Annotated in this window: 18 protein-coding genes; 7 read left to right on the top strand and 11 right to left on the bottom strand. The window is 66.1% G+C overall.

Annotated features, from left to right (window positions below; translation table 11 throughout):
* Nucleotides 1–2: 2 nt before the first annotated feature.
* Nucleotides 3–2081, bottom strand: coding sequence for a hydantoinase/oxoprolinase family protein (locus CAL26_RS13775; RefSeq protein WP_256988414.1), 2079 nt, complete (start codon nt 2079–2081; stop codon nt 3–5).
* 132 nt (nt 2082–2213) lie between these two features.
* On the opposite strand from CAL26_RS13775, the gene CAL26_RS13780 reads away from it, so the two are divergent.
* Complete coding sequence (locus CAL26_RS13780; RefSeq protein ID WP_094847471.1) at nt 2214–3107, top strand: LysR substrate-binding domain-containing protein; 894 nt, start codon at nt 2214–2216, stop codon at nt 3105–3107.
* On the opposite strand, the gene CAL26_RS13785 is transcribed toward CAL26_RS13780, so the two are convergent.
* Both CAL26_RS13785 and CAL26_RS13790 read right to left on the bottom strand, forming a co-directional pair.
* Nucleotides 3094–3924 carry a transporter substrate-binding domain-containing protein gene (locus tag CAL26_RS13785; RefSeq protein WP_094847472.1) on the bottom strand — a complete coding sequence of 277 codons (831 nt, stop codon included), beginning with the start codon at nt 3922–3924 and terminating at the stop codon, nt 3094–3096. The genes CAL26_RS13780 and CAL26_RS13785 overlap by 14 nt on opposite strands.
* Before the next feature lie 78 nt (nt 3925–4002).
* Complete coding sequence (locus CAL26_RS13790) at nt 4003–7107, bottom strand: autotransporter family protein (RefSeq protein ID WP_143277429.1); 3105 nt, start codon at nt 7105–7107, stop codon at nt 4003–4005.
* Nucleotides 7108–7119: 12 nt separating this feature from the next.
* Here CAL26_RS13790 and CAL26_RS28100 point away from each other — a divergent pair, with 12 nt between their 5' ends.
* Nucleotides 7120–7617: a hypothetical protein gene (locus CAL26_RS28100; protein ID WP_143277430.1), complete on the top strand. Its 498-nt coding sequence runs from the start codon at nt 7120–7122 to the stop codon at nt 7615–7617.
* 367 nt (nt 7618–7984) lie between these two features.
* Nucleotides 7985–8389, top strand: a complete 405-nt coding sequence (locus CAL26_RS28655) for a CsbD family protein (protein WP_256988416.1) — start codon at nt 7985–7987, stop codon at nt 8387–8389.
* An 84-nt stretch (nt 8390–8473) separates the two neighbouring features.
* On the opposite strand, the gene CAL26_RS13800 is transcribed toward CAL26_RS28655, so the two are convergent.
* The 7 genes from CAL26_RS13800 to CAL26_RS13830 form a co-directional block, all read right to left on the bottom strand.
* Nucleotides 8474–9490, bottom strand: a complete 1017-nt coding sequence (locus CAL26_RS13800; RefSeq protein WP_094847474.1) for an ABC transporter ATP-binding protein — start codon at nt 9488–9490, stop codon at nt 8474–8476.
* Nucleotides 9487–10494 carry an ABC transporter ATP-binding protein gene (locus tag CAL26_RS13805; protein ID WP_094847475.1) on the bottom strand — a complete coding sequence of 336 codons (1008 nt, stop codon included), beginning with the start codon at nt 10492–10494 and terminating at the stop codon, nt 9487–9489. The genes CAL26_RS13800 and CAL26_RS13805 overlap by 4 nt, the downstream gene beginning before the upstream one ends.
* Nucleotides 10494–11363 carry an ABC transporter permease gene (locus tag CAL26_RS13810; protein ID WP_094847476.1) on the bottom strand — a complete coding sequence of 290 codons (870 nt, stop codon included), beginning with the start codon at nt 11361–11363 and terminating at the stop codon, nt 10494–10496. Before CAL26_RS13810 ends, CAL26_RS13805 begins: the two co-directional genes overlap by 1 nt.
* A complete protein-coding gene (locus tag CAL26_RS13815; protein WP_094847477.1) occupies nt 11360–12334 on the bottom strand; it encodes an ABC transporter permease in 975 nt (324 codons plus the stop codon). The genes CAL26_RS13810 and CAL26_RS13815 overlap by 4 nt, the downstream gene beginning before the upstream one ends.
* A 3-nt stretch (nt 12335–12337) precedes the next feature.
* Nucleotides 12338–13921, bottom strand: coding sequence for an ABC transporter substrate-binding protein (locus CAL26_RS13820; RefSeq protein WP_094847478.1), 1584 nt, complete (start codon nt 13919–13921; stop codon nt 12338–12340).
* Between the two features lie 74 nt (nt 13922–13995).
* Entirely contained in the window at nt 13996–15651 is a 1656-nt protein-coding gene (locus tag CAL26_RS13825; RefSeq protein WP_094847479.1) for a hydantoinase B/oxoprolinase family protein, read from the bottom strand.
* Nucleotides 15648–17705, bottom strand: a complete 2058-nt coding sequence (locus tag CAL26_RS13830; protein ID WP_094847480.1) for a hydantoinase/oxoprolinase family protein — start codon at nt 17703–17705, stop codon at nt 15648–15650. Before CAL26_RS13830 ends, CAL26_RS13825 begins: the two co-directional genes overlap by 4 nt.
* Before the next feature lie 358 nt (nt 17706–18063).
* Here CAL26_RS13830 and CAL26_RS13835 point away from each other — a divergent pair, with 358 nt between their 5' ends.
* From CAL26_RS13835 to CAL26_RS13845, 3 genes are read left to right on the top strand one after another with little or no spacing between them, the layout of a single operon-like run.
* A complete protein-coding gene (locus CAL26_RS13835; RefSeq protein ID WP_094847481.1) occupies nt 18064–18561 on the top strand; it encodes a GNAT family N-acetyltransferase in 498 nt (165 codons plus the stop codon).
* A 4-nt stretch (nt 18562–18565) separates the two neighbouring features.
* Nucleotides 18566–20611: a hydantoinase/oxoprolinase family protein gene (locus CAL26_RS13840; RefSeq protein WP_094847482.1), complete on the top strand. Its 2046-nt coding sequence runs from the start codon at nt 18566–18568 to the stop codon at nt 20609–20611.
* Between the two features lie 9 nt (nt 20612–20620).
* The gene (locus CAL26_RS13845; protein ID WP_094847483.1) at nt 20621–22609 is read left to right on the top strand and encodes a hydantoinase B/oxoprolinase family protein; all 1989 of its coding nucleotides are present in this window, start codon (nt 20621–20623) and stop codon (nt 22607–22609) included.
* A gap of 85 nt (nt 22610–22694) precedes the next feature.
* On the opposite strand, the gene CAL26_RS13850 is transcribed toward CAL26_RS13845, so the two are convergent.
* Nucleotides 22695–23279 carry a helix-turn-helix domain-containing protein gene (locus CAL26_RS13850; protein WP_179283360.1) on the bottom strand — a complete coding sequence of 195 codons (585 nt, stop codon included), beginning with the start codon at nt 23277–23279 and terminating at the stop codon, nt 22695–22697.
* Nucleotides 23280–23647: 368 nt separating this feature from the next.
* On the opposite strand from CAL26_RS13850, the gene CAL26_RS13855 reads away from it, so the two are divergent.
* The gene (locus CAL26_RS13855) at nt 23648–24001 is read left to right on the top strand and encodes a cupin domain-containing protein (RefSeq protein WP_094847485.1); all 354 of its coding nucleotides are present in this window, start codon (nt 23648–23650) and stop codon (nt 23999–24001) included.
* The last annotated feature ends 4 nt before the right edge of the window (nt 24002–24005 follow it).

A 24005-nucleotide genomic window follows, 5' to 3' on the forward strand; every position in this document is an offset into this window, starting at 1 on the left:
GTTCAAGCCTGAATGTGGATGTTGCCGACGGTGTCGATGGAGGCGCCCTGCCCTGGGAGGACCACCGTCGTCGAACTCATTTCCTCGATGATGAAGGGGCCCCGCAAGGCCATGCCCGGCGCCATCGAATCCCGGCGATACACGGGCGTGGCGATCCATCCTTCATCCGCGCCGAAATACACGCGGCGCTCCTCATGCACGGGCGGCGACGCGGGGGCGGACACGCCGGCAGGCGATGCGGGGACCGGCGAGCCGGGCGCAGTCTGCTTCGGCATCAGTCCGGCCGCCTGCACGCGGCAGTTGACGATCTCGATGGGGTGGTCCGGATTGTCGTGGCCATGTTGGGCGCGATGCGCCGCGTGGAAGGCGTCGACGAAACGCGTCCTGCTTTCGTCCAGCGCCTCCAGCCGCACGCGGATATCGTGGGTCTGCCCACGGTATCGTCCATCGATATGCAGGTAGAAGCGCCGGTTGGCCTGCGGTACGCGTTCGCGGGCCAGCCATTCGTCGCCCTGCCGTGACATTTCCCGCAGGTCGTCCAGGACGGTACGCCAGCTATCGTCCGTCAACGGGCAAAGCTGGGTACGGACGAAGTCCCGGCTCACGTCGGCCAGGAGTATGCCCCGCGCGCACAGGGTGCCGGGTTCGTGCGGCACGAGCACGTGGCCGATGCCGCACTCGCGCGCGACCTCGGCGGCATGCAAAGGACCGGCGCCGCCGAACGCGAGCAGCGTGAAATCCGCGGGGTCATGGCCGTGTTCGGTCGACACCGCCCGGATGGCCCGGCTCATGTTCGCGGTGGCGATGCGCAGGATGCCGTGTGCCGCCTCTTCCACCGTCACCCCGATGCGGCGGGCGATGCCCGATTCGATGGCGGCGGCAGCCCGCGCGCGGTCCACCGGCATGCGGCCATCCAGCAAGGCCCGCGGATTGAGCCGGCCAAGGACGATGTTCGCGTCGGTCAGCGTGGGCTGGGTTCCGCCCTTGGCGAATGCGACCGGGCCGGGCACCGCGCCCGCGCTTTCGGGACCGACCTTCAGCGCGCCCACGTCATCCAGGCAGGCGATGCTCCCGCCGCCCGCGCCGACGACATGGATGTCCACCATCGGCATTTTCACGGGATAGCCCGCCACCAGCCGGTCGGATGCAAAGCCCGGGCGGCCCCCTGTGATGAGGGAGACGTCGGTGCTGGTGCCGCCCACGTCGAAGGTGATGATCTCGGAAATTCCAGCGGCCGCGCCGATGACGGCCGACCCGACGACGCCCGCGGCGGGGCCGGAAAGGCAGGTGAGCACGGGCAGGCGCTCGACCGTGCTCAGCGGCATCAGTCCGCCGTTCGAATGGAAGGTAAGCGGCGGCGCCGCGACGCCGGCTTCCGCCAGCCGCGTGCGCAGCCGTTCCATGTAGGTGCGCATGCGCGGCGCGACATAGGCGTTCAGCACCGTCGTGGACGTGCGCTCGAACTCGCGGAACTCCGGCAGCACTTCGTGCGAGATGCTGACATGCAACCCTGGCGCGATGCGTTCGACGATACGCCGCGCCCGCGCTTCGTGCTCGGGATTCCGGTACGCATGCAGGAACGCGATGGCGAGCGATTCGATACCTTCGTCCACCAGTTCGCGCACACGGCACGCCAGTTCTTCTTCGTCCAGATCGCTGACCGGGTTGCCGCCGGCATCCATGCGCTCGTTCACTTCGAGGCGGTGCCGGCGCCTGACCAACGGCGCCGGCTTGTCGACGCCATGGTCGTACAGGGCGGGCCGGGTCTGCCTGCCGATGGCAAGGACATCGCGAAAGCCCTTGGTGGTGATCAGTCCCGTCCGGACGCCCCGCCGCTCGATCACCATATTGGTGGCGACCGTGGTCCCGTGGCCGAAGTAGCTCACCCGCGACGCCGCCACCGAGAAATGCCGCAGCATGTCCTGGGTGCCCCGCGCGATCGCGATGGACGGGTCCTCCGGCGTCGACGGTACCTTGAAGTAGGAAAGCGCGCCGCTTTCCACATCGGCCATCACGAAGTCGGTGAAAGTGCCGCCCACATCTATCCCTATCCGGACGCTGTCCTTACCCGGTTCCATCATTTGCTGGTCCTCGCATGTCGATCGGATGACTGGACCTCATCATGGCCGGCGCAGCCCATACATACAACCACATGGGATATTGGACGCGGATAAGTAAATGTTATGCTCGCGTGGCCCAGGAGATCGTCCGCCATGCAACTCAATCCGCGCCAGCTCGAAGCCTTCCACAAGGTCATGCTCACCGGCAGCATGACACTCGCGGCGGAGCTGCTGAAGATCAGCCAGCCCGCCGTCAGCCGCCTGATCCGGGATCTGGAAGCCACCGTTTCCATGCGGCTGTTCCGGCGCGAGGGCAACCGCCTGATACCCGGCGCCGAGGCGCGGCGGCTCTTCCAGGAAGTCGAGCGCTTTTACCGGGGCATCGAATCGGTGGAACGGGTGGCGCAGGACCTGAAGAGCGCGCGCATCGGGACGCTCAGGATCGCCTCCATCAGCGCGCTAGGCCTGGGCTTCATCAGCGAGGGAATCCGGCGCTTTTCGGACGCGCATCCGGACGTCATGGTGTCGCTGGACGTATGCCCGTCGCAAGGCGTGCTCGAACTGATTGGCGCGGGCCAGGTCGACATCGGCTATATCGGATTCCTGGGAGTCGAGTATCCCGGCGTGGACCTGTACCCTCATCCCAATGTCGACGCGGTCTGCGTACTGCCGCGCGACCATCCGCTCGCCCGCAAAAAGGCGGTGCGCATCAAGGATCTGCAGGGGCAGTCCATCATCATGCTGCGGCCCGCCAGCCCCCTGAGAATGCGCGTGGAGCTGGCGTTGAGCGCCGCGGGCGTCTCGTTCGACCGCTCCGTCGAAACGACCTTCGCCCATTCGGCCTGCAGCATGGTGGCGGCCGGCCTGGGCATTACCATCGCCGATCCCTTTACCGCCGGGCAGTTGCGCGACAGGCGGGTCGTGTGCCGGCCCATCGTGCCGGCCATCGAGTACACCTTCTCCATGGTGTTGCCGGCGCATCAACCGCGGTCCACGGTGGTGAACGATTTCCGGCGGGCGATGGACGCGATGTTCAGTTCGCCGTAACGATGCCGCGCAGGTTCACGCGCCGGGCGGCCGCCTGGATGCGGCCCTGCTGTAGCTCTTTCTGCAGGAAATCCGAGATCCAGTCTTGCCCCGCGCCGCGGCCGAAGGGGATGGCGGCCGCATAGCGTTCCGTGGCCCAATGGCCGGGCAACAGGCGCGAGCCCGGCAGCTTGTCGTTCATCTCGAACAGGACGGCCTTGCTGGCCGCATAGCCGTCTATCTTGTTGGCGCGCAGCATGTCCAGGGCATCGGCGACGGTATTCACCGGGACCAACCTGGCCTTGGGATAGAGCGACCGCAACTCGGCGGTGCCGGAACCGCCGGCGCTCACGCCCAGCCTGACGGGTTTCTTCAGGTCATCCAGCACGCGCAGCCGCGAATTGGCGAGCACCAGCACGCCCTGCTCGATTTCCAGGAAGGGAGGCGAGAAATTCATGCGCTGCGCCCATTCGGGCGTGGCGGTACTCAACGCGAAGTCGGCCTGGTTGCTGGCGATGGCCTGCAGGGCCTCGGCATCGTTGGCGTAGACCTTGGGCGTGAACGGCACGCCCAGTTCCTTGGCGAAATCCTGGCCGAGCTGATAGGCAACTCCAAGCGGCGGATCCTTGGGGGTGGGCTGCACCAGCGACGTGGGACTGCCCCGATACACCGCCACCCGCAGGGTTCCCGTCGGCGCGAGCACCTGCTTGATCAAGATCGCTTTCTGTTCCTTCCACGACGCGTTGTACGCCTCCTGCGTGGAATCGAAAGACGAACAGCCCTGGAGCGCGGCCGACAACACGACAACCGTCACGGCCGCAGTACGCCTGGTAAACACGCAATCTCCTTTTCCATGCCTGGCCCGGGCAAGGAATTTAGCATTACCGGGCGCCCGTCCGGGCCTCCGTCGGCGTAATCAGAACCGCCAGGCGACGTTCAAACTGCCCGCGTTCTGCCGATTGCCCCCGCCGAACTGTCCGTTGTAGGCGACGCCCACGGTGGTCGACCGGGTCACCCGCATATCGATCCCCAGTGCCACAACCGCCGCATCCTCCGCGATGGGCGTGCCCGCCACGGTGAACGGGACGCTGTCGCCGAACGCCATGGTGGTGTTCGGGTCCAGGTCGCCGAAGGCATGGCGCCAGCCCGCCATGGCGTGCACGCGGCCCGGCATGCCGGCGGACTCGAAGCGGGCCTCGCCGCGCAGGCCGAGCGTGGTCGTGGTGACGGCACTGCGCTCGCCTTCGCCGTCCAGCGCGGCCGTGCCGCCGGATTCCGCGAAGCCACGCGTGCGCAGGTCGCTGTAGTTCACCCCGGCGAACGGCTGCAGCGCGATCGCGTCGGTCATGGCGATCCTGTAGCCCAGTTCGGTGAAGACCTGGGCGGTGCCGGCGTGATAGCTGGCCTTCAGGTCCTGGTCGAGCCCGGCCGCGGCCGTATCGCGGCGCGTATCGATGTCGTGCCAGGTATAGGCGGCGCCGGCGGTCCATTCGATCTGTCCCGGACCTGCCTGGAAGGCTTTGCCGCCGTAGATCGTGGCGCTGTAGCTGTCGACGTCGGCCGTGGACGAACGATCGTGCACGGATGCGTGGCTGTCCGTGTAGCCGAGTGCGCCGCCCAGGCGCCAGCCGCCACCCACCGCGAGGTCTCCACCCACGAAAAGCCCGCCGTCGGAATCGCGCAGGCGGCCCGCGCCGCCGCCGCCCGCCAGCGTGCGCCAGTTGCCGAATACCTGCGCCCATAGCGGTTGGGCGGCCGAGCGCGGCAAGGCGGCGCCATCGGCCCTCGGGGATGTGCCGGCGTCGCGTTGCGCTGTGGGCGCTCCCGGGACCTGCCCCGCGTAAAGATTGGCGCGCAGGTGATCCATGGGCAGGGTCGCCACCGTATCGGCGATGCCTTGCAGCACCGCGATGGCGCTGGCGTGGACTTCGCCCGACAGGGCATCGAAGGCGGCGGGCGGCGCGCCCACCGGCAGATTGAGGACGCGCGTATAGACCGCGTTGTCCTGCGGCAGTGTCTGCACGGCGTTCGCGACGGCGCGCTGGTTGCCGGTGGCCGCGGCGTCGGCGAAACGGATCGGCCGGGTGCCGCCGCCGTTGCCGTTGCCGCCATTTCCACCGTTGGCGTTGTCGCCAGGGCTGGTGCCACCGTTGCCGGCATCGCCGCCACCGTCGCCGCCATTGCCGGTGCCGTTCCCACCGGTGCCGCCGGCGCCACCATTCCCCGCGTTGCCACCGTTGCCGCCGGTACCGCCATTGCCACCATTACCGCCATTGCCGCCGTTGCCCGGCACCTGCTTCAGCTGCATGCGCAGCGTGACGGCGTTGGCGCCGTAGCTCAATTGCGGATCCAGGAAGGCGTAGTTGCTGGCGACATTCTGGAAGCTCCCGGTCAGGCCACCCGCCGCCGTCACGATGACGTAGTCGCGCGCCGTGCTGAAGTTGCCGTCCGGACCGATATGCACGACCGAGCCGCCCAGGCTTGCCGTCCCGCCCACCGCGATCCGGTCGCTGGCCGACGAGGCCGAATCGACTTCCACCTGGTACACCGAGCCGTTCGCCAGGATCAGGTTGCCCGTGACATTCAAGGTGCCGATGGAGTTGCCCGGCGCGATGATGCCGCCCGAAGCGACCGTGACGCTGCCTATCGTGCCCTGCCCGCCCAGCCTGGCGCCGTTCGCCACGGTAACCGCGGCAGGCAGCACGGCGCCGGCATGCGTCGAATCGCCCACCACGAGCCCGCCCGCCTGTACGGCGAACGCGCCGGAATACGCGCTGACGCCGTTCAGGATCAACAAGGCCGAGCCCGTCTTGGTCAACGCGCCGCTGCCCAGCAGTGCCCCGTTCAGCAGCACGGGTTGTTGCGTGTCCAGCGTACCGCCGCCGGACAGCACTTCCATGGAACGCGTAGAGGCCACCGCGCCCGTGTAGCGTAGTGTGCCGCCATCGAACACCACGGAGCCGGCCGGGTCGCCCAGCGCGCCGTCGGAAGCGGCCGACAATGTGCCGGCCCTCAGCGTCCACGACAGCGCATCGGTACTGCTGCCGGTCAGGGTCCACAGGCTGGCGCCCGTCTTCTCCAGGCGCTGGAAGCCCTGGTAGGCTTTGCCGCTGCCCACGGCGCCGAGCTGGCCCATGTCGAAGGTCGTGCTGGTATCGGTCGTGTCGCCGCCCAGCGCCAGCACGTCGGACGACGGCGTCAGGCCGCCGCTGCTGGTCACGACATTGCCCACGACGGTGGAACCGGCCAATAAGGTCAAGCGATTGTTCGAGCCGCTGAATTCGATGGCATTGGCACGTTGGCCGAAGCTGTCCAGGCCGCCGACGATGGTGCCGCTGTTGGTGACCGCGACGCCCCCTTGCCCGATGACGCCGGCGCCGCCGCTGGGCGGCGGAAAGTTCGGCGATGATCCGCCGCTGCCGCCGACGATGGTTCCGGCATTCACCAGCGATCCGCCGCTGTTGATGAAGCGCACGCCGGCACCGCCAGGACCTGCGCTTCCAATGGCACCGGACAAGGATCCTCCCGCGCCTCCGGCGATCTGCGCGGCAGCCTCGTTCGTGATGGCGGTGCCATTGGCGACGATGGCGTCGCCGCCGGTGCCGCCCAGCGCGGCGACGCCGTTCACCGTCGAGCCGCCCGCGCCGCCGGTGATCACGGCACTGTTCGAGATCGTTCCGCGGTTGGCGAGTACGCCCGCGCCGCCGTTGCCCCCGGCCGCGGTCAGGGAGCCGCCGCCTTGTCCACCCTGGATGGCGCCGGTGTTGTTGAACAGGCCGCCGCCGTCGAGCAGAAATACACCCGCGCCCCCGGACCCGCCGCCCCCGCTGATCCCTACGTTGGCGTCGCCGCCCCTGCCGCCCAGGATGAGAGCGCCGGCGTGCTGGATGGTGCCGCCCGATAGCAGGATCAGGGCGGCGCCACCCCCGCCTCCGCCACCGCCCGTCAGCGTTCCGGCGGCGCCATTGCCACCGATAACCGGATTGCCGGCCGTGTCGAGGACGGCGTTGGGCGCGGTCATGATGAGCCCGCCTTGTCCGCCGCCGCCGCCGCCCCCACCCGCGTTGAAGCCGGCGTCTTGTCCAGACTGGCCGTCTACGCCAAATATGGCACTGGAAAGCACCGAGCTGGCACTGCCATTGATATTCCCGACGTTGTTCGGGGTCAAGCTGTTCCCGCCCGCGCCTCCGGGACCGCCCAGGGACGCGGCGCCGCCGCCGCCGGCGCCGCCCGAGGTCAGGTCGCTACCAAGGACAAGCCCGCGGAAGCCACCCGCCGCAGCGCCGGAGTTACCGCCATTGCTGCCTTCCCCGGCGGGCGTGGTGAGCGTTGCGCCGGCGCCGCCGCCGCCGCCATCCACGAGTGGTGCCGGCACGACTCCGCCCTGCCCGCCTCCGCCACCGCCGCCACCGCCGGCCAACCCACCGGCCCCTCCGCCGCCGCCACTGCCGAAAGTGGCGTCGGCGCCATTGCCGCCTTGCGCGCCGCCCGTCGCGATGTCGCCGGGTGCGGCACGGACGATCGCGGGTGACGTAGCGGAAAGAATGGCGGCGGCCAGCACCAGGCGATGCATGGCGGCCAGGCGGGTGGAAGCGTCAGGATGGCGTCGCCCGGATGCCGCCGCCGGAGAAAAACTATGTGAACGCGAATGACGGGGACAGGCTACGGACCGGCTTTTATTTTTCATATCGCAGAGCGTGGCGGGCATTCCGCGGGTCGACCCGCGACTGCCAGGTTGGACGATGCGGCGGTTCCCGTCCCGGGCGCGGGTGCAGCCTGGCGCCGGCGGTCGATCAGCCGGGGGCGATTGTAAAAGCCCGGCGAGAAAAATGGCGAATTGTTTCAAAGTCCTTTAATTGCGGGGCGCGCGCGGCCGGCCCGCCAAGGACCGCGGCGCCATGCTGTCGCACGAGCGGTGGCAGCCGCGTCCAGATGAAACATTGCCGCACGCCGGCACGGCTGTTGCTGAACAACCGGCCTGCGCCCGTACGCCGCGTCTTCCACGCACGGCGCAGGGTTGTTGCCTGAACCCCTATGTAAGGAGAATCACAATGCTGGAAAAAGCTGAAGGTACCGCGCAAAAATGGGCCGGCAAGGCGCAAGACGCCATCGGCGAGGTCACCGGCGACGCCGGCACCCAGATCAAGGGTAAGGCACGCGAACTGGCCGGGCGCACGCAGGAATCCTATGGCGATGCGCTGAACATGGTGCGCGATTGCGCCTCCAGTAATCCCATCGCCACGGTGGCGGTGGCTGTCGGCGCCGGCCTGCTGCTGGGTGCCATGCTGTCGTCGCGCCGTTAAGCCCGCCCATCCGGACCGGCGCGGACAGGCCCAAGGCCTGCAGCGTCCGCCCCGGCCATCCATGCGCCGCGCCAGCGGCGCATTTCATTCGTGGCTGCCGCCGGTGTGCAGATGGCAGGTAGCGAAATGCCCTGGCGCGAGCTGAGCGCGTGGCGGCGCGGTCTTGCGGCAGATGTCCATCGCAAATTTGCAGCGCGGATGGAAACCGCAGCCTTGCGGCCGGTCGTATGGCGACGGCCGTTCACCACGCACCGGTTCCGCCGCAATGCGCGCCTTGCCCAGCGCGGGCGCGGCTTCCAGCAGCGCCATCGTGTAAGGATGGCCAGGCCGTGCAAATAGCTCCGCGGTCGGCGCTTCCTCGACGACTTCTCCCAGGTACATCACGGCAACGCGGTCGCTGACCCGTTCGACCACGGATAGATCGTGGCTGATGAACATGTAGCTCAATCCCAGCGATTCCCGCAGGTCCTGGAACAGATTGAGTATCTGGGCCTGCACCGAAACGTCCAGCGCGGATACCGGCTCGTCGCAAACGATCAGCCTGGGCCCGACCGTCAAGGCGCGAGCGATCCCGACGCGTTGCGCCTGGCCTCCGGACAACTGACGGGGGTAGCGTTGCGCCATCTGCGCCGGCAGGCCGACCTTGCTCAGCAAGGCCAGCACCTGTTCGCGGCGCTCCCGAACCGACAGGCCCGTATGGACCGTCAAGGCTTCATCCAGGATCTGCCCGACCCTCTGACGCGGGTTCAGGGACGCGATGGGGCTCTGGAAGATCATCTGCACGTGCCGCCGCGCTTCCTTGGCCGCGGGTCCTTGCAGCTGAGCCATGGGCGTTCCGTGCAGCCGCACGTCGCCCGCGTCCGGCACCAGCAGCCGCGCCGCAATCCGTCCCAGCGTCGACTTGCCGCAACCGGATTCGCCCACGATACCGACGGCTTCGCCCGGATCGACGGCCAGGGTCACATGGCTCACGGCATGCACGATGCGGCGGCTCCTGGGCACCGCCGCCGGCATCAGGCCACGCAGCCAATTGGCGCGGCCGAATTTCTTCGACACCTGGTGCAGCGACAGTAGCGGGGTGCCATTGCTTGCGTCCCTCATGTGGCGGGTGCTTCTTCTTCGATCTGCAGCGGCTTGACGCAGCGCACCTGCCGCGCCGCCGACGGCGCGCTCATCGGCACGGGGACATGGCAAGCGGCTTCGGCGTGCGGACAGCGCGGTGCGAAGCGGCATCCCGTAGGCCAGTTGCCCAAGGCCGGGGCCTCGCCGCGGATCTGCGGCAGCCGCGCCATGCCCCGGTTGCTGCTGGGGATCGCCCCGAGCAGCGCCTTGGTATAGGGATGGAAAGGTCGGTCGAGGATTTCCGCGGTCGGGCCCTCTTCCACGATCTGGCCGGCATACATGACGGCGACGCGATCGGCCAGCATGCTGACGACCGCCATATCGTGGGTGATCCAGATCGCCGCCGTGCCCGCCTGCATGCACAATTTGCGGACTTCGTACAGGATCTGCGCCTGGGTCGTGACATCGAGCGCCGTCGTGGGTTCGTCGCCGATGACCACGTCGGGCCGATTGATCATGGCCAGCGCGATGCAGATGCGCTGGCGCATGCCGCCGGAAAGCTGGTGCGGATACGCCCGCATGCGTTCCTTGGGCCCGGATACGTCCAGCTTGACGAGCATTTCCATCGCCAGCTTCTCGGCCTCGGCGCGGGACTTCCGGGCATGCGCGCGCACCACGTTGCAGAGCTGGTCCCCTATCGTCATCGTCGGGCACAGGGCGCTCATGGGGTCCTGAAAGACCATCGAGATACGGTCGCCGCGCAAGGCGCGCATCCGCGTGTCGGATGCGCCGCGCAGCTCGGTGCCGGCGAATCGCACGCTGCCCTCGACGATACGGCCCGGCGGGTCGATCAGGCCCATGATGGACGCGCCGGTGACGGACTTGCCGGATCCGGACTCGCCCACCAGGCAAAGGATTTCCCCCCGCTTCAGCATGAACGAGATCCCGTCGATCGCCCGCCGTGCCTTTCCAGGCGGGCCGAACTCGGTGGAAAGTCCCTGCACCTCGAGGACGGTCGTGGCATCCTGGGTGTTCATCGGCATCAGGATGCCCCCGGCTCGCGCATTTCACGCAGTCGGTTGCCGACTGCGTTCATGCTGAAGATCACGAACATCAGGGTCAGCCCGGGATAGACGGTCAGCCAGAAATCGCCACGGAGCATGAAGGCATAACCGTTAGAGATCAGCATGCCCAGTGAAGGCGACGTGACCGGCACGCCCAGGCCCAGAAAGGACAGCGTCGCTTCCAACAGCACCGCGCTGGCGGTCTGCACGATGATGAGAACGCTGAGCGGCGTGACGCAGTTGGGCAGCAGATGCCGGAACATGATGCGCCAGCCGGAATAGCCCAGGCAGCGCGCGGCCTCGATGTACTCCTTCTTGCGTTCGGCCACGCCCACGCTGCGCACGGTGCGTGCGTAAGTGGCCCATTGCACCGCGATAATGGCGATGACGACTTTATCCGCGCCCGTGCCGAACACCGACAGCAGCACCAGGGCGATCAGGATGGAAGGAAAGGCGAGCTGCAGATCGACCAGACGCATCATCAGGCTATCCATGGCGCCGCCGAAATAGGCGGCCGCCAGGCCGACGGTGACACCGATCAGCAGCGCCCCCACAGTGGCCGCAAGCGCCACCCCCATGCTGGTGCGCAGGCCATAGACGATGGAGCTGAGCACGTCCCTGCCCTGGTCGTCGGTCCCCAGCAGGTGGAAGGCGCCATCCATATCGGCCTCGGCCGGCGGCACCAGCGAGTTGGTGATCGACAATTGCGACAGGTCGTAGGGATTCTGCGGACAGAAATACGGGCCGATCGTGCACGCCAGCAGGGTCAGGACCAGGATAGCCATGGCCACCGCGGGTATCACGCCGCCGCGGCTCAAGCCTAGCCAGGACTTCCACAGGCGCTTCATTCTCCTGCTCCCGATAGCCGGATGCGCGGATCTATCATCGAACAGACCACGTCGACAATCGCGTTGGTGAGCGTCACCAGGATCACCACGAACAGGATGTAGGCCACCACGACGGGACGGTCGGCGTTGCGGATGGAGTCCATGATCAGTTTGCCTATGCCCGGCCAGGCGAATACGGTCTCGGTGACCACCGAGAACGCCACCAGCGCGCTGAAAATCAAGCCCATCACGGTCACGATGGGCACCAGCATGCTGCGCAGCGCGTAGCGCAGCACCAGCGCACGATGCGGAATGCCCAGCGCGCGTGCGAAGCGGATGTGATCCAGCCGCATGGTTTCCTCCAGGCTGGTCTCGGTCATGCGCAGCAGCACGCTCATGGGGAAAACGGACAGCGTGACCGCGGGCATGAGCAGATGCAACCATCCATCCGCGGTCAGGAAACTGGCATGCAGCCCGAAGAATTCACCCACGGCGCCCCGGCCGCCGCTGGGCAGCAGCTGGTAATTGACCGACAACAGCATGATCAGCACCAGCCCCAGCCAGAAAGACGGCACGCTGATGCCGATGATGGACACGTTGGAGATGAGTTTCCGGGCGGCGCGATGGCCGCCATAGCCCGCAAGTATGCCCAACGGCATGCCGACCACGATGGCGATGAGCATCGCGCATACCACCAGCTCCAGCGTGGCGGGAAAACGCTCGACGATCAGTTTCAAGGCCGGCTCGGCGAATACGTATGACGTGCCGAGTTCGCCGCGCAGCGCATGGACCAGGAATAGCCAGTACTGCTCCATCAAGGGCTTGTCCAGCCCGAGCTCCTTGACCGTGCGCGCCACCACGTCCGCCGGCGTCTGCGGATTCACGAGCATGGCCACGGGGTCGCCGATGGCGTACACCGCGATAAACACCAGGATCGACGTCGCCAGCACGACGCCGATCGCCTGGCACAGGCGTCCGATCAGGAACCGCATCGGTTATTTACCCGCCGGACGGACCGTATCCGCGATGGTGGATTCGTTGAAGTAAGGCGTGAAGTCCATGTCCTTGCGAGTTGCCACCGCGACGCTTTGCGCATGCATGGGGATCACCGCGACATCGGCCATGGCCAGCTGCGTGGCTTTTCGTTCCAGCGCCAGGCGCTTGTCGCGGTCCACCGTGACGCGGGCCTCGTCGATCAGCTTGTCCACCTCGGGATTGGCGTAATGGGTCAGGTTCCAGGTGCCCAGCTTCCTGGCCGCATCGTAGCTATGGATGCAGTTCTGCAGCAGATCGATGGCTTCGCCGCTGCCGGCGCTGCTCCAGCTGAGCATGGCCACGCTGCCGCGGGGACCGTCGTGCTTGGTCATCTGGGCCCAGAACACCGCGGGGGGCGCCAGCGCGACATTGGTCTTGATGTTGATGCGCCCGAACATCTGGCCCAGGGTCTGGCAGATGCGCGCATCGTTCACCAGGCGGCCGTTGGTGCAGCGAAGAGTCAGGTTGAAGCCCTCTTCCCAGCCGGCCTCTTTCATCAGCCGCTTGGCCTCGGCCAGGTCATAGCGGGCGGCCGGAATGTCGTCCGAATAGCCGCCAACGCCCTTGGTCACCAGTTGGTTCGATGGGAATGACAGGCCGTTCATGATCCGGTCGCGAATGGCGTCGCGATTGATGGCCAGCGACATGGCCTTGCGCACGCGTACGTCCTTGAAGGGATTCTTGGCCAAGGGCTTGCCATCGTTGCCGGTGACGTCCGGCGTGACGTCACGCTCGGAATCGACGGCCAGGAACACCACGCGATCAGCGGGACCGACGTGCATGGCGAAGCGGCCGTCTTTCTTGATGCGCTCGACGTCGCCCGTGGGTATTCCGTCGGCCACATCGACGTCGCCGGCAAGCAACGCCGCGACGCGGGCGGCATCGTCGGTGATGAAGCGGAACGTCACTTTGTCCCAACGGGCCTTGGTACCGTAATACTGGTCGTTGCGCGTCACCACCAGGCTTTCGCCGGGCTTGTAGCTGGCGAACTTGTATTGGGCCGCGCCGATATCGGCCTTGCCGGAAATGAAGTCAGCCTGGGTGGCGGATTCCGCGACGGCCTTGGGCAGCACCGCAATCTGCGTCATGGCGACGGGAAGCGTCGGATACGGCTTTTCCGTGACGAGCTGCACGGTCAGGTCGTCCGGCGCCTTCATCTCCGTCACGCCGGAAAACAGGCCCGCATAGCTGCCGATGGCATTGGGCAGGGTGCGCGCTCGTTTGTACGAGGCGATGACGTCGGCCGCCGTGACGGGCTTGCCGTCGTCGAAATGCAGGCCCGGGCGCAGCTTGAATTCCCACACCGTATCCGATACAGGTGCGAACGAGGCCGCCAATCCGGGCAAGGCTTCGTTGTGCGGCCCCTGCTTGACCAGGAAGCCCAGGTACTGCCAATAGAACTGCAGGTTGGACGCCGACCACGCGTAATGCGGATCCATGACGACTTCATTCCTGGAAGCGATCTTCAGGTCGGCCCCGTTGGCGGCGCCCATGCCCAGCGCCAGTGCCAAGGCCAGGCTGCCAAGGGCGGATTTGCGTACCATCTTGCTCTCCTTTCCGTCGAATACGGTGGGCTTGCCCGCACGCGATTTCGCCGCGGCGGCGGGTCAGTCCATGTTCAGATATAGCCTTGCTCGATGTCGCGAGCGCGGTCGTCCGCGCTGCGCTTCGCCGGGTCCCCGTAGCCGCCGCCACCCGCGCTGCGGATGACGATCACATCGCCGCGTTTGTACAGTTGCGGCTTGGACTGCACGGCGGTCACGGCCTGTTCCTCCACCATGCCGGGGTTGTAGAGGATCACGCCTTCCGCGCCCCGGGCGCCGCCGTCGGCGCCCCAGGGCGCCGTCTGAGCGCTCGACTGCTGCAGTTTGGCGCTGCCGACCGCGCTGCTGCACAGGATCTCGTAGACGCGCTCGATGCCCAGGCCGCCGCGGTGCATGCCATCGCCGCCGGACCCCGGAATGAGCGCAGATTTCAGGACGCGCACGGGACTGAAGGTTTCCATTACTTCGGCCGACAGGATGCTGCAATTGCCGCCATGCGTGTCCACGGCATTCAGGCCGTCGGCACTCCGGGATCCGCCCATGCCTCCCCCGATGATGTCGAGGATGGCGAAGGGTTTAGGTGTCGGCATCTGCGGGCGGTCATCCAAGCCGCCGGCGCGGAAGATGGGAAAGGAAATATGCGCGCCCGCCGCGCTGCGCCCGGGCACGGCGGGCGCCAACGCCTTCAGGACCGCATCCGCGACGGCCTGCGCGATGTAGTGACGGCTGCCCACCGCCGCCGCGCGGCGCGGATTGAGGATGCAGCCTTCCGGCGCGCTGATCGATACGGGGCGATTGCACCCGCCGTTCTGCGGGATATCCGGCGTCAACAGACATTTGAGCGCGTAGCTGGTCAGCGAGACGGTCGACGACCATGGAACGTTCAGCGCGCAGCGCACCTGATCGCTGGATCCCGCAAAATCGACCGCGATCGCGTTGCCTTCGACTGTGACCCTGGCGCGGACGTGTATCAGCTCGTCGGACGAGATATTGTTCTCGACCAGCGTTTCGGCCTCGTAGGTGCCGCCGGGCAGATCGGCGATGACGGCCCGCGTATAGCGTTCGCCGTAGTCCAGCGTTGCGGCGGCCAGCCGCCGGAATCCGGCGTTGCCGTGCTGCTGGGCCAGTTCGGCAAGGCGTCGCTCGGCAGTGCGGCAGCCGGCGACCTGGGCGCGCAGATCGCCGAAGCAGGCCTTGGGATAGCGCACATTGGATTCGATGAAGGCGCTGATGATGGGGTTCTGGCGTCCTTCCTCGATGAAGCGGACCGGCGGAAAGATCAGGCCTTCCGCGAACACTTCGACGTTGTCGACCACGGTGGTGCCGGGAAACCGTCCGCCGATGTCGATGTGGTGGGCGATGGTGGACGCCACCGCGATCAGCTCGCCGTCGTTGAAAACCGGGCTGAACAAGGTGATGTCCGGCGTGTGGGTGCAGCCCTTGTAGGGATCGTTGCAGATCAGGACATCGCCGGGCTTCCAGGTTTCGAGGGGAATGGCATGGCGCAGGTGGCTGAGCGCCGTCGCCATGGTGCCCAGCTGCGCCGTCACGGTCTCCGACTGCGCCAGCATCTCGCCATCCGGCGTGAACATGGCGGTCGCGTAGTCGTACATGTCCCAGATGATGGAGGAATAGGCGCTGCGCCGCAGGGCGCGCGACATTTCTTCCGCGATGCCGACCAACTGGTGTTGGAAGATGTCGCGGTCTATCGTGGCGGGTTCCTGGCTCATCGCGCTCTTCCTCCGGACGTGATGCGGATCACGCCGTAATCATCGATTTGCGCGGATTGCTCCGGCAGCAGCAGTATGGTGGTATCGCTTTGTGTGACGATGGCCGGTCCGCGCAGCTCATGGCCCGGCAGCAGATCCGCGCGTCGGTACACGGGGCACGGGCGCCGCCGGCCGCCTTTTTCGACCACGATGTTCCGGGTGGACCAGGGCCGCGGCTCGCCAGAGGCGCGGGCGGCGACGCGCTGGAACGAGGGCTTGTCCACGCTGCCGACGGCCTCCAGCCGCAAGTTCACGATTTCTATCGCGCTGTCCGGATCGCTATGCCCGTATGCCTGCCGGTGCTTGGCATGGAACCGATCGGCGACCGTAGCCAGATCCCAAGACCCCTTGTCCGATGCGTCCAGCACCGTCGTGATGACATGGAACTGGCCCTGGTAGCGTAGGTCGGCGTAATAGTGGAACGCGCGGCGCGGCGGCTCGACGCCGTCGCGCGCCAGCGCCGCATCCAGGCGGCCACGCATCTCGGCAAAACGGTCCGACATGGCTTGTGGCTGCAGGTCCTGCAATCCGGCGGAAAACGGCGTCTGGGCATTGTGGCGGATATCCGCGAGCAGGATGCCCAACGCGGCGAAAACGCCAGGTGTCGGAGGAATGACGAGCTGTTCGACACCCAGGTCCCGTTCCATGAACGATGCAAAGATGGAGCCTGCTCCGCCAAACGCCAGCAGGGAGAACGTGCGCAAGTCGTGTCCACGCTCGATGGTCAGCGCGCGGATGGCCTGGCGCATCTGCGAACAGGCGACGGCGATCATGCCCGCGGCAGCGTCCTCGGCGGACATGCCCAGCGGCACGGCGATGGTCGCATGCACCGCGTCGTAGGCCGCCTGTGGGTCCAGCGCGATGTCGCCGCTGGCGAAGTCGCTGGGAGCCAGGAGGCCCAGCACGACCGCCGCATCCGTCAGCGTGGCCTGTGTGCCTCCCTTGCCATAGCAGGCGGGGCCGGGGCGCGAGCCCGCCGATAGCGGCCCGACGTGCAGGGCCCCGGCGTGATCCACCGTGGCGATGGAGCCACCACCCGAGGAGATCGTTTCGATGTCCAGCATGGGCAGGCGCAGCACCTGGTCCTTGATGACGCGCTCGCTGGACAGGCGCGGTTCGCCGTCCACGATAAGCGAGAAGTCGGCGGACGTGCCGCCCATATCGAAGGTCACCATGTCAGGCAGGCCTATCGCCTTGCCCAGCGCAGCGGCGGCGATGACCCCGCCGGACGGCCCGGACAGCAGCATGGTCGCGGGATTTTCGGCAATTGCCTCGGGCGTGGCCACGCCTCCGTCGCTGCGCATCAGCATCAGCGGCGAGGCAAAGCCGATATCCTTCAGCTTGACGGCCAAGGAGTCGATGTAGGTATCGAGTTCAGGACCGACATAGGCCGCCGCCGCCGTGGTATTTGCCCGCAGGTATTCCCCCAACTCCGGATTGATGCTGACCGATGTGTATATCTTCGCCTTGCCGAGGCGCCGCCGCAGCGCCGCGGCCAGCCGCTTTTCGTGGTCGTCGTTCCTGACGCTGAACAACAGCGAGATGGCGATGGCGTCAGGCTTGAGCTCGCACAGCACATCGACGACCCGGTCGATCTCGGTGTCGGTCAGCGATTCGACCACCTCGCCGAACGCACCGATGCGCTCCGCGACTTCGATGATGCGCGAACGCGAAATCAGCGCGGGGGCGCGGCGCGCGGTAAGCGCGTAGTTGTGCTCGCGGCGCTGGGTGCCGATCTCCAGCACGTCCCGAAACCCTTTCGTGACCAGCAGAACCGCGTCCGCGCCCTGGCGCGTGAGCCAGGCATTGGTGGCGATGGTCGATCCGTGTATGAAACCCGCCAGATCGCCGATGGGCCGGCCGGTCTTCTCCAGCATGCGCTGTATGCCCTGGATGATCGCGTCCGCGCTTCTGCCACTCGAAGGGACTTTGTCGATGACCATCTGGCCTGCGGCGGCGTCCACGAGCACCAGATCCGTGAATGTCCCACCGACATCGGAAGATAAATACAACATTGGGAACCCACCCTCTCGCTATCGGCAACCAAAATATTGAACGCCGCGGACGATCCATAACGCGACGGCCCGACGCGAAGTCGCTGCCTTGCAAACGCGTGTCGCCATGGCCTGGGCCGCGGCAAACGCGTGTTGCCCAGGGCCTCGATCTACCGACACTCTAGCAATATATTGAAGAAAGGGTTAGTAGGTGTTTTTACTGATGCGGCGTGCGGATACGCAGGGCGTGCCAGGGCGCACCGCGGCGTACCTGTGCGTGGTGACAACTTAGCGCTTCCCCGTGTTGCTCATTCAATATATTATTCATTTGCGTCGCCACTCGCGCCGCCCTTTCTTTCGCAACCTGCAGGAAGCCGCCATGCTCCCAAATGAAACGCGCATCGCCGAATGGCGGCGCGGGCCGTACGTCATGAGCACCGACCGGGGACGGCTGGACATGGAACGCATCCACCACTTTCTTTCCGAGCAGGCGTACTGGGCACGCGGACTGTCGCGCGACTCCATCAGCCGCTCCGTCGAAGGCTCGATCGCGATCGGCGTATATGCGGACGGCAGGCAAGTGGGATTCGCCAGGGTGGTGACGGACTGCGTGCGGCTGGCCTACCTGATGGACGTCTTCATCGACGACGAGCACCGCGGGCATGGGCTGGGCACATGGATCGCCGAAGCGATACGCACGCATCCAGACCTGACGGCTGTTACGCGCTGGCTGCTGTCAACGCGCGATGCGCATGCCGTCTACCAGCGCGCGGGCTGGTCTCCTGTGGCCCAACCGGATTGGATGATGGAAGTCGTGGCGCCGCCCGCCACGCCGGCCCCTGGCGGTACGGGCAAGCAAACTGGCAACGAGGAATAGAGAAATGGTCTTTCGTGTTGGCGTCGATATCGGCGGCTCATTCACCGATTTCGCGGTCCTGGACGAGCGCGACAATTCCATCCGCACGCTCAAGGTCCTGTCGCGGCCCGATAAGCCCGGCAGCGAAATCCGCACCGGCCTGGCTGCGCTGAAGGACAGGTACGACATCGCCCCGCAGGATGTCAGCTATTTCACGCATGGCACGACGGTCGGCATCAACGCCGTCATCCAGCGCAAGGGCGTCAAGCTGGCGCTGTTCACCACGCGGAATTTCGAGGACGTGCTCGAGCTCGCGCGCTTGAAGATCCCGCACATCCATGACCTGTACTCGCGCCGCCCCGCCCCGCTCATCTCGCGGGACATGGTGTTTCCGATCAGCGAGCGCATCGACAGGGATGGCAAGGTGCTGCAGGAAGTCGACCGCGCCAGCGTGGTCGCGGCGGTCGAAGGCGCGGTCGCCGCCGGGGCGGAGGGCATCGTGGTCTCCCTGCTGCACAGTTATCGCAACGGGGTTCACGAGCAGCGCGTACGGGACATCGTCAAGGAGATCGCGCCGCGGCTCCTGACATCCTGCTCCGCGCAGATCTGGCCCATCATCCGCGAATACGAGCGCACCATCACCGCCATCATCAATGCCTATGTCCAGCCCAAGGTCATCCATTACCTGGAGTCCTTCGAGACCGCGCTGACCGAAATGGGCGTGCCGGTGCCGCCGCGCATCACCAAGTCCAACGGCGGCGTCATGGGCGTGGAACAGGCCAAGGCCGAATGCGTGCAGATGATACTGTCCGGCACGGCATCCGGCGTGATCGGTGCGGGCTTCATCGCCCAGGCCTGCGGCTACCCCAAGCTGCTGAGCCTGGACATCGGCGGCACTTCCGCGGACGTGGCGGTGATCGAGAACGGACGCGCCGAATACGGCACCGGCGAGATCATCGGCGACTTCCACATATTCATTCCCTCTGTCTCGGTGACGTCGGTCGGCCAGGGAGGGGGATCGATCGCCTGGATCGACGATCTGGGCGTGCTGCGGGTAGGCCCTGAGAGCGCGGGTTCGCTACCCGGCCCTGTCTGCTATCAGCGCGGCGGCACGCGTCCCACCGTGACCGATGCCTTCGTCGCCTGCGGCATGATCGGCCACGACGAGCTGGGCTACAACGCGGTCAAGGTGGACGTCGAGGCGTCGCGCAAGGCCATCGGCGAACTGGCCGCCCGGCTGGATATCTCGGTCGAGGAGACCGCGGAAACGATCATCCAGATCGCGATTTCATCCATGTACACCGACGTCTCGGGCCTGATATCGCGTTTCGGCATAGACCCGCGCGAGTTCTATTTCCTGGCCTTCGGTGGCGCCGGCCCCATGATGGCCTGCTTCCTGGCCAGGGAGCTCAATATGAAGGGCGTGGTCGTCCCCCCTACCCCAGGCGTGCTGTCGGCGCTGGGCGGCCTGGTGGCCGACCTGAAGAACGATTTCATCAAGACGCTGTACCAGGAGGTCTCGGCCGCCATCGAGGACCAGGTCAAGGACGCCGCGCGCCAGCTATCCGACGAAGCCAAGGACTGGTTGAGCCGCGAACACGGCGAAAGCCTGCACTTTGAGCTCAAGCTGTCCAGCGATATGCGCTATCGGGGCCAGAGCTTCGAAATCGAGGTTCCCCTGGATATGGCGTGGGTGGAGCGCTTCGACCCTGCAGCGATCCGCAAGGCCTTCGACACGCATCACGAACGCCTGTTCGGCCATTCCGACGCGACCGCGCCCGTGCAGATGATCAACCTGCGGCTGGTCATTTCGTCGCCGACCGCCAAGCCCAGGCTGGTTCCGCTGGCCAAGGGCGCCGGCCAGCCCGCGCCGCAGCGCGGCGTCAATTGCCATATGGATGGCAGCGCCAGGGAAGTGCCGTTATATCGACGGGGCGACTTCCTGGCTGGGCAGTCCCTGTCCGGCCCGGCCATCATCACCCAGGACGACACGACGACCTGCGTGCCGCCGCGCATGCATGTGGAAGTGGACGGCTACGGCAACCTTGTTATCACCCCTGCTTCGAACTGAGTCTCGACCATGGCCATAGACGGACGCAATCTACAGATTCTTGCCAACTACTGCGCGGCCGCCGCGGACGCGATGGCATTCACGCTGATGCGCACCGCGCATTCGACCTTCGTCAAGGAAACCGAGGACTTCTCCTGCCAGATCGTCACGCCCGACGGCCTGTGCTTCGCATCGCCACGCAGCTTCGGCGCGCCCTGGTACAGCGGTATCGACTACAAGCCGGTACTCGACCTGATCGCCGACTACCAGGAAGGCGACATCTGCATCACCAATGACAGTTATGCGGGAAACGTCGCGACGCATTCGCCGGACATCCACATCTGGAAGCCCGTTTTCCATGACGGCCGCATCGCCTGCTTCGTCGTGGGGCACATTCACAACACGGATGTCGGCGGCGCCGTGCCGGCATCGCTGTCACGATCGCTGACGGAGATCGTCCAGGAAGGCATACGCATCCCGCCGCTGAAGATCGTTTCCAACGGGAAAATGGACGAGAACGTCGCCAGCATCATGCGCTTGAACGTGCGCTCGCCGGAGCAGAACTGGGGCGACTTCAATGCCCAGCTCGCGTCGGTATCGATAGGCGAACGCAAGATCCAGGAGATCATCGCGCGCTTCGGCTTCGAGGACTTTTCCGCCGGCATCGAAGGCATACTGGACTACGCGGAAGCCCAGGCGCGGCGCATCATCCGCACCATTCCTGATGGCGAGTACTTTTATGCCGACTATGCCGACGAGGACGGCGACGGCGGGAATCCCTGCCGCATCGCCATCACGATGCGCATCGAAGGCGATACGCTGGAATTGGACTACACCGGATCCGATCCGCAACTGACGTCGTCCCTGAACATGCCCACCGGCGGACGCGAACGCCATCCCCTCGGGCTGGTCGGGGTGACGTACGCGCTTTCCACGCTGGACCCCACGCTATTGCTCAACGCCGGCACCCTGCGTCCAACCCGCGCCATCATGCCCAAAGGCACGGTCATGAACTGCGAAGCGCCCGCCGCGGTCGGCATGCGCTCGCTCACGTGCGCCGTTTCGCAGATCGCGACCCTGGGCTGCTTCTCGCTGGCTGTGCCCGACCGCATGCCGGCGAACTCGCCGGGTGGGAACGCGATCATGAACGTCAAGACCTTCGACGAGAAGAATCGCCTGGTCGTTGCTTCCATAGGGCCGGTCGGCGGCGGCGGCGGCGCCACGCCGCGCCACGACGGGTCGGAAGGCTCCGGGGGACTGTCCGCCTTCCTGAAGAACACGCCGGTGGAAATAAACGAAGTCGAAGTGCCCATCCTGATCCGTCGCTATGGCCTGCACCCGGATACGGGCGGCCCCGGCCGCTATCGCGGCGGCCTGGCGACGGTGATGGAGTTTTCCGTGTCGGCGCCCAACACGATCGTGACGGCGCGCAACCGCAACCGTTCCAACTTCGCGTCCGCCGGCGTATTGGGCGGACGCGCCGGATCCACGTCCACCTTCACCACCAATCCGGATACGCCGCAGGCAGTCGAACACGGCAACAAGGACGTGATTTCCTGCGGGCCCGGCGACGTGGTGCGCGTGATAGGTCCGGGCGCCGGCGGCTACGGCCCGGCCATCGAACGCGATCCGGCGGCGGTGCTGCGCGATTGGCGCTGCGGCTTCGTCAGTATCGACGCGGCCCGCCGCGACTATGGGGTCGCCATCCTGGACGGGGCCGTGGACCAGCAGGAAACGGCGCGCCTGCGATCCGCGATGGCATCCGCTCCGGACGAACACTTCGACCACGGGATGGCCCGCACCGAGTTCGAAGCGCTATGGACTGACGCGCGCTATCAGTTTCTTACGGCATTTCTTGCCGAGAGCCCGGTCATCTGGCGCCATTTCCTGAAAGGCCTGGTTTTCGATGCCGTCGCCGCCGGCAGGCACGGCGATGAGCCGCTGGCGGCGCAGATGGCCGCCATCTTCGCGGACATCCGGGCACAGTATCCGGCCATCGGTGAAGCGTCGGCGGCCTGATCGGTCGAGGCGGCCGCGCGGATCGAGGCTCGCCAATGCCCACTTCCCCGTGCGGGCGCCGCGCCGGGAAAGGCTGCGGCGGCGTCTACAGGTGCGTGTCGAGCCCGCTCATGATCCAGAGCACCCTGGCTTCGACATCGGAAGGATTGGCCAGCGAATGTTCGACGTTGCTGTTGAACTGGAAGCTGTCGCCGACGTCCAGCGTGGCGGTCACCTCGCCCACCGTCAGCTGCACGCTGCCGGCGATCACGTAGCCGGCCTTTTGACCTCCACCCACGAAAACGTCTTCCGTGGCGCTGCCTGGCGACATCTCGATGAACATGAAGCGCAGCGCGTCCGCGGACTGCGGCGACAGCAGCTCCTTGACCAGGCCCGACTCCTTCAGTTCCATCATGGGACGCTGGCCGCGCCGAAGCACGAACGGCGGCGTGGTGGGAGCGTCGTCCTTGGGCTCATCGAAGAACTGCCAGACGCTGATGCCAAGCGCGCTGCGCAGTCTTTGCAGCGTCTTGATGGATGGATTCGAGTTGCCGCGTTCGATCTGGCTGATCATCCCGGCGGACACGCCGGACTTGGCCGCGAGCTCCAGCGTGGATAAACCGCGCTCACCGCGCAGCGACCTGATCCGGTCGCCGAGCCGCTTGGCATTTTCGTCTTCTGCTCGGATCATTTCCTTGGCCAATGAAGAACGAGCGTTGGTTGGGGGCGCCATTTTAATTTTCCGATTGCCGGGATTTTCCGCGAGCCGGACCGGTGGAGCCGGTGGCCGGCGAAGGAGGTTCATTATATTAGTACTTGCCGGCGCACGACAGTTTAATTCTGCCGGCATCCGCGCTCCCCTGCTTGCCACCAGGGAAAATGCCACTCGGCACGCCACACCGATGGACGCCAATTAGGGTTAACGACAGCCGTGAGAACCCGTCCCGTGCATTGTATTCAACATAGTGTGGACATATACTTCAGTTTAGTGAATAAACCGAGCATTGCCGTGCACCGCCATTCAGGCGGCGGCGCGTCGCGCGCTCCAATGGAGAAGAAATGTCGCTGCTCAAGACGATACGTACGGCCGACCTCGGAGAGGGAACGATATCCACAGCGGCGGCGGAAATCCTGCTGGAAGGCTCTCCCACCTTCACCACCTGGAACCAGGATGATGCCAAGGATGGCACGATCCGTACGGGCGTATGGCAAGCCACGCCAGGCACGACGAAGTCGATCAAGGGCGCCAAGTTCGAGTTCTGCCTGCTCCTGGAAGGAGCGGTCGAACTCACCGAAGAAGGCGGCGCGACGGTGACCTACCGCGCCGGCGACAGCTTCGTGATGAAACCCGGATTCATCGGTACGTGGAAGACCATCGAGACGCTGCGCAAGATCTACGTCATCGTCGAATGACCGC

Origin of the sequence: Bordetella genomosp. 9 (assembly GCF_002261425.1) — a bacterium.
In the GTDB taxonomy this organism is placed as follows: Bacteria; Pseudomonadota; Gammaproteobacteria; order Burkholderiales; family Burkholderiaceae_B; genus Bordetella_C.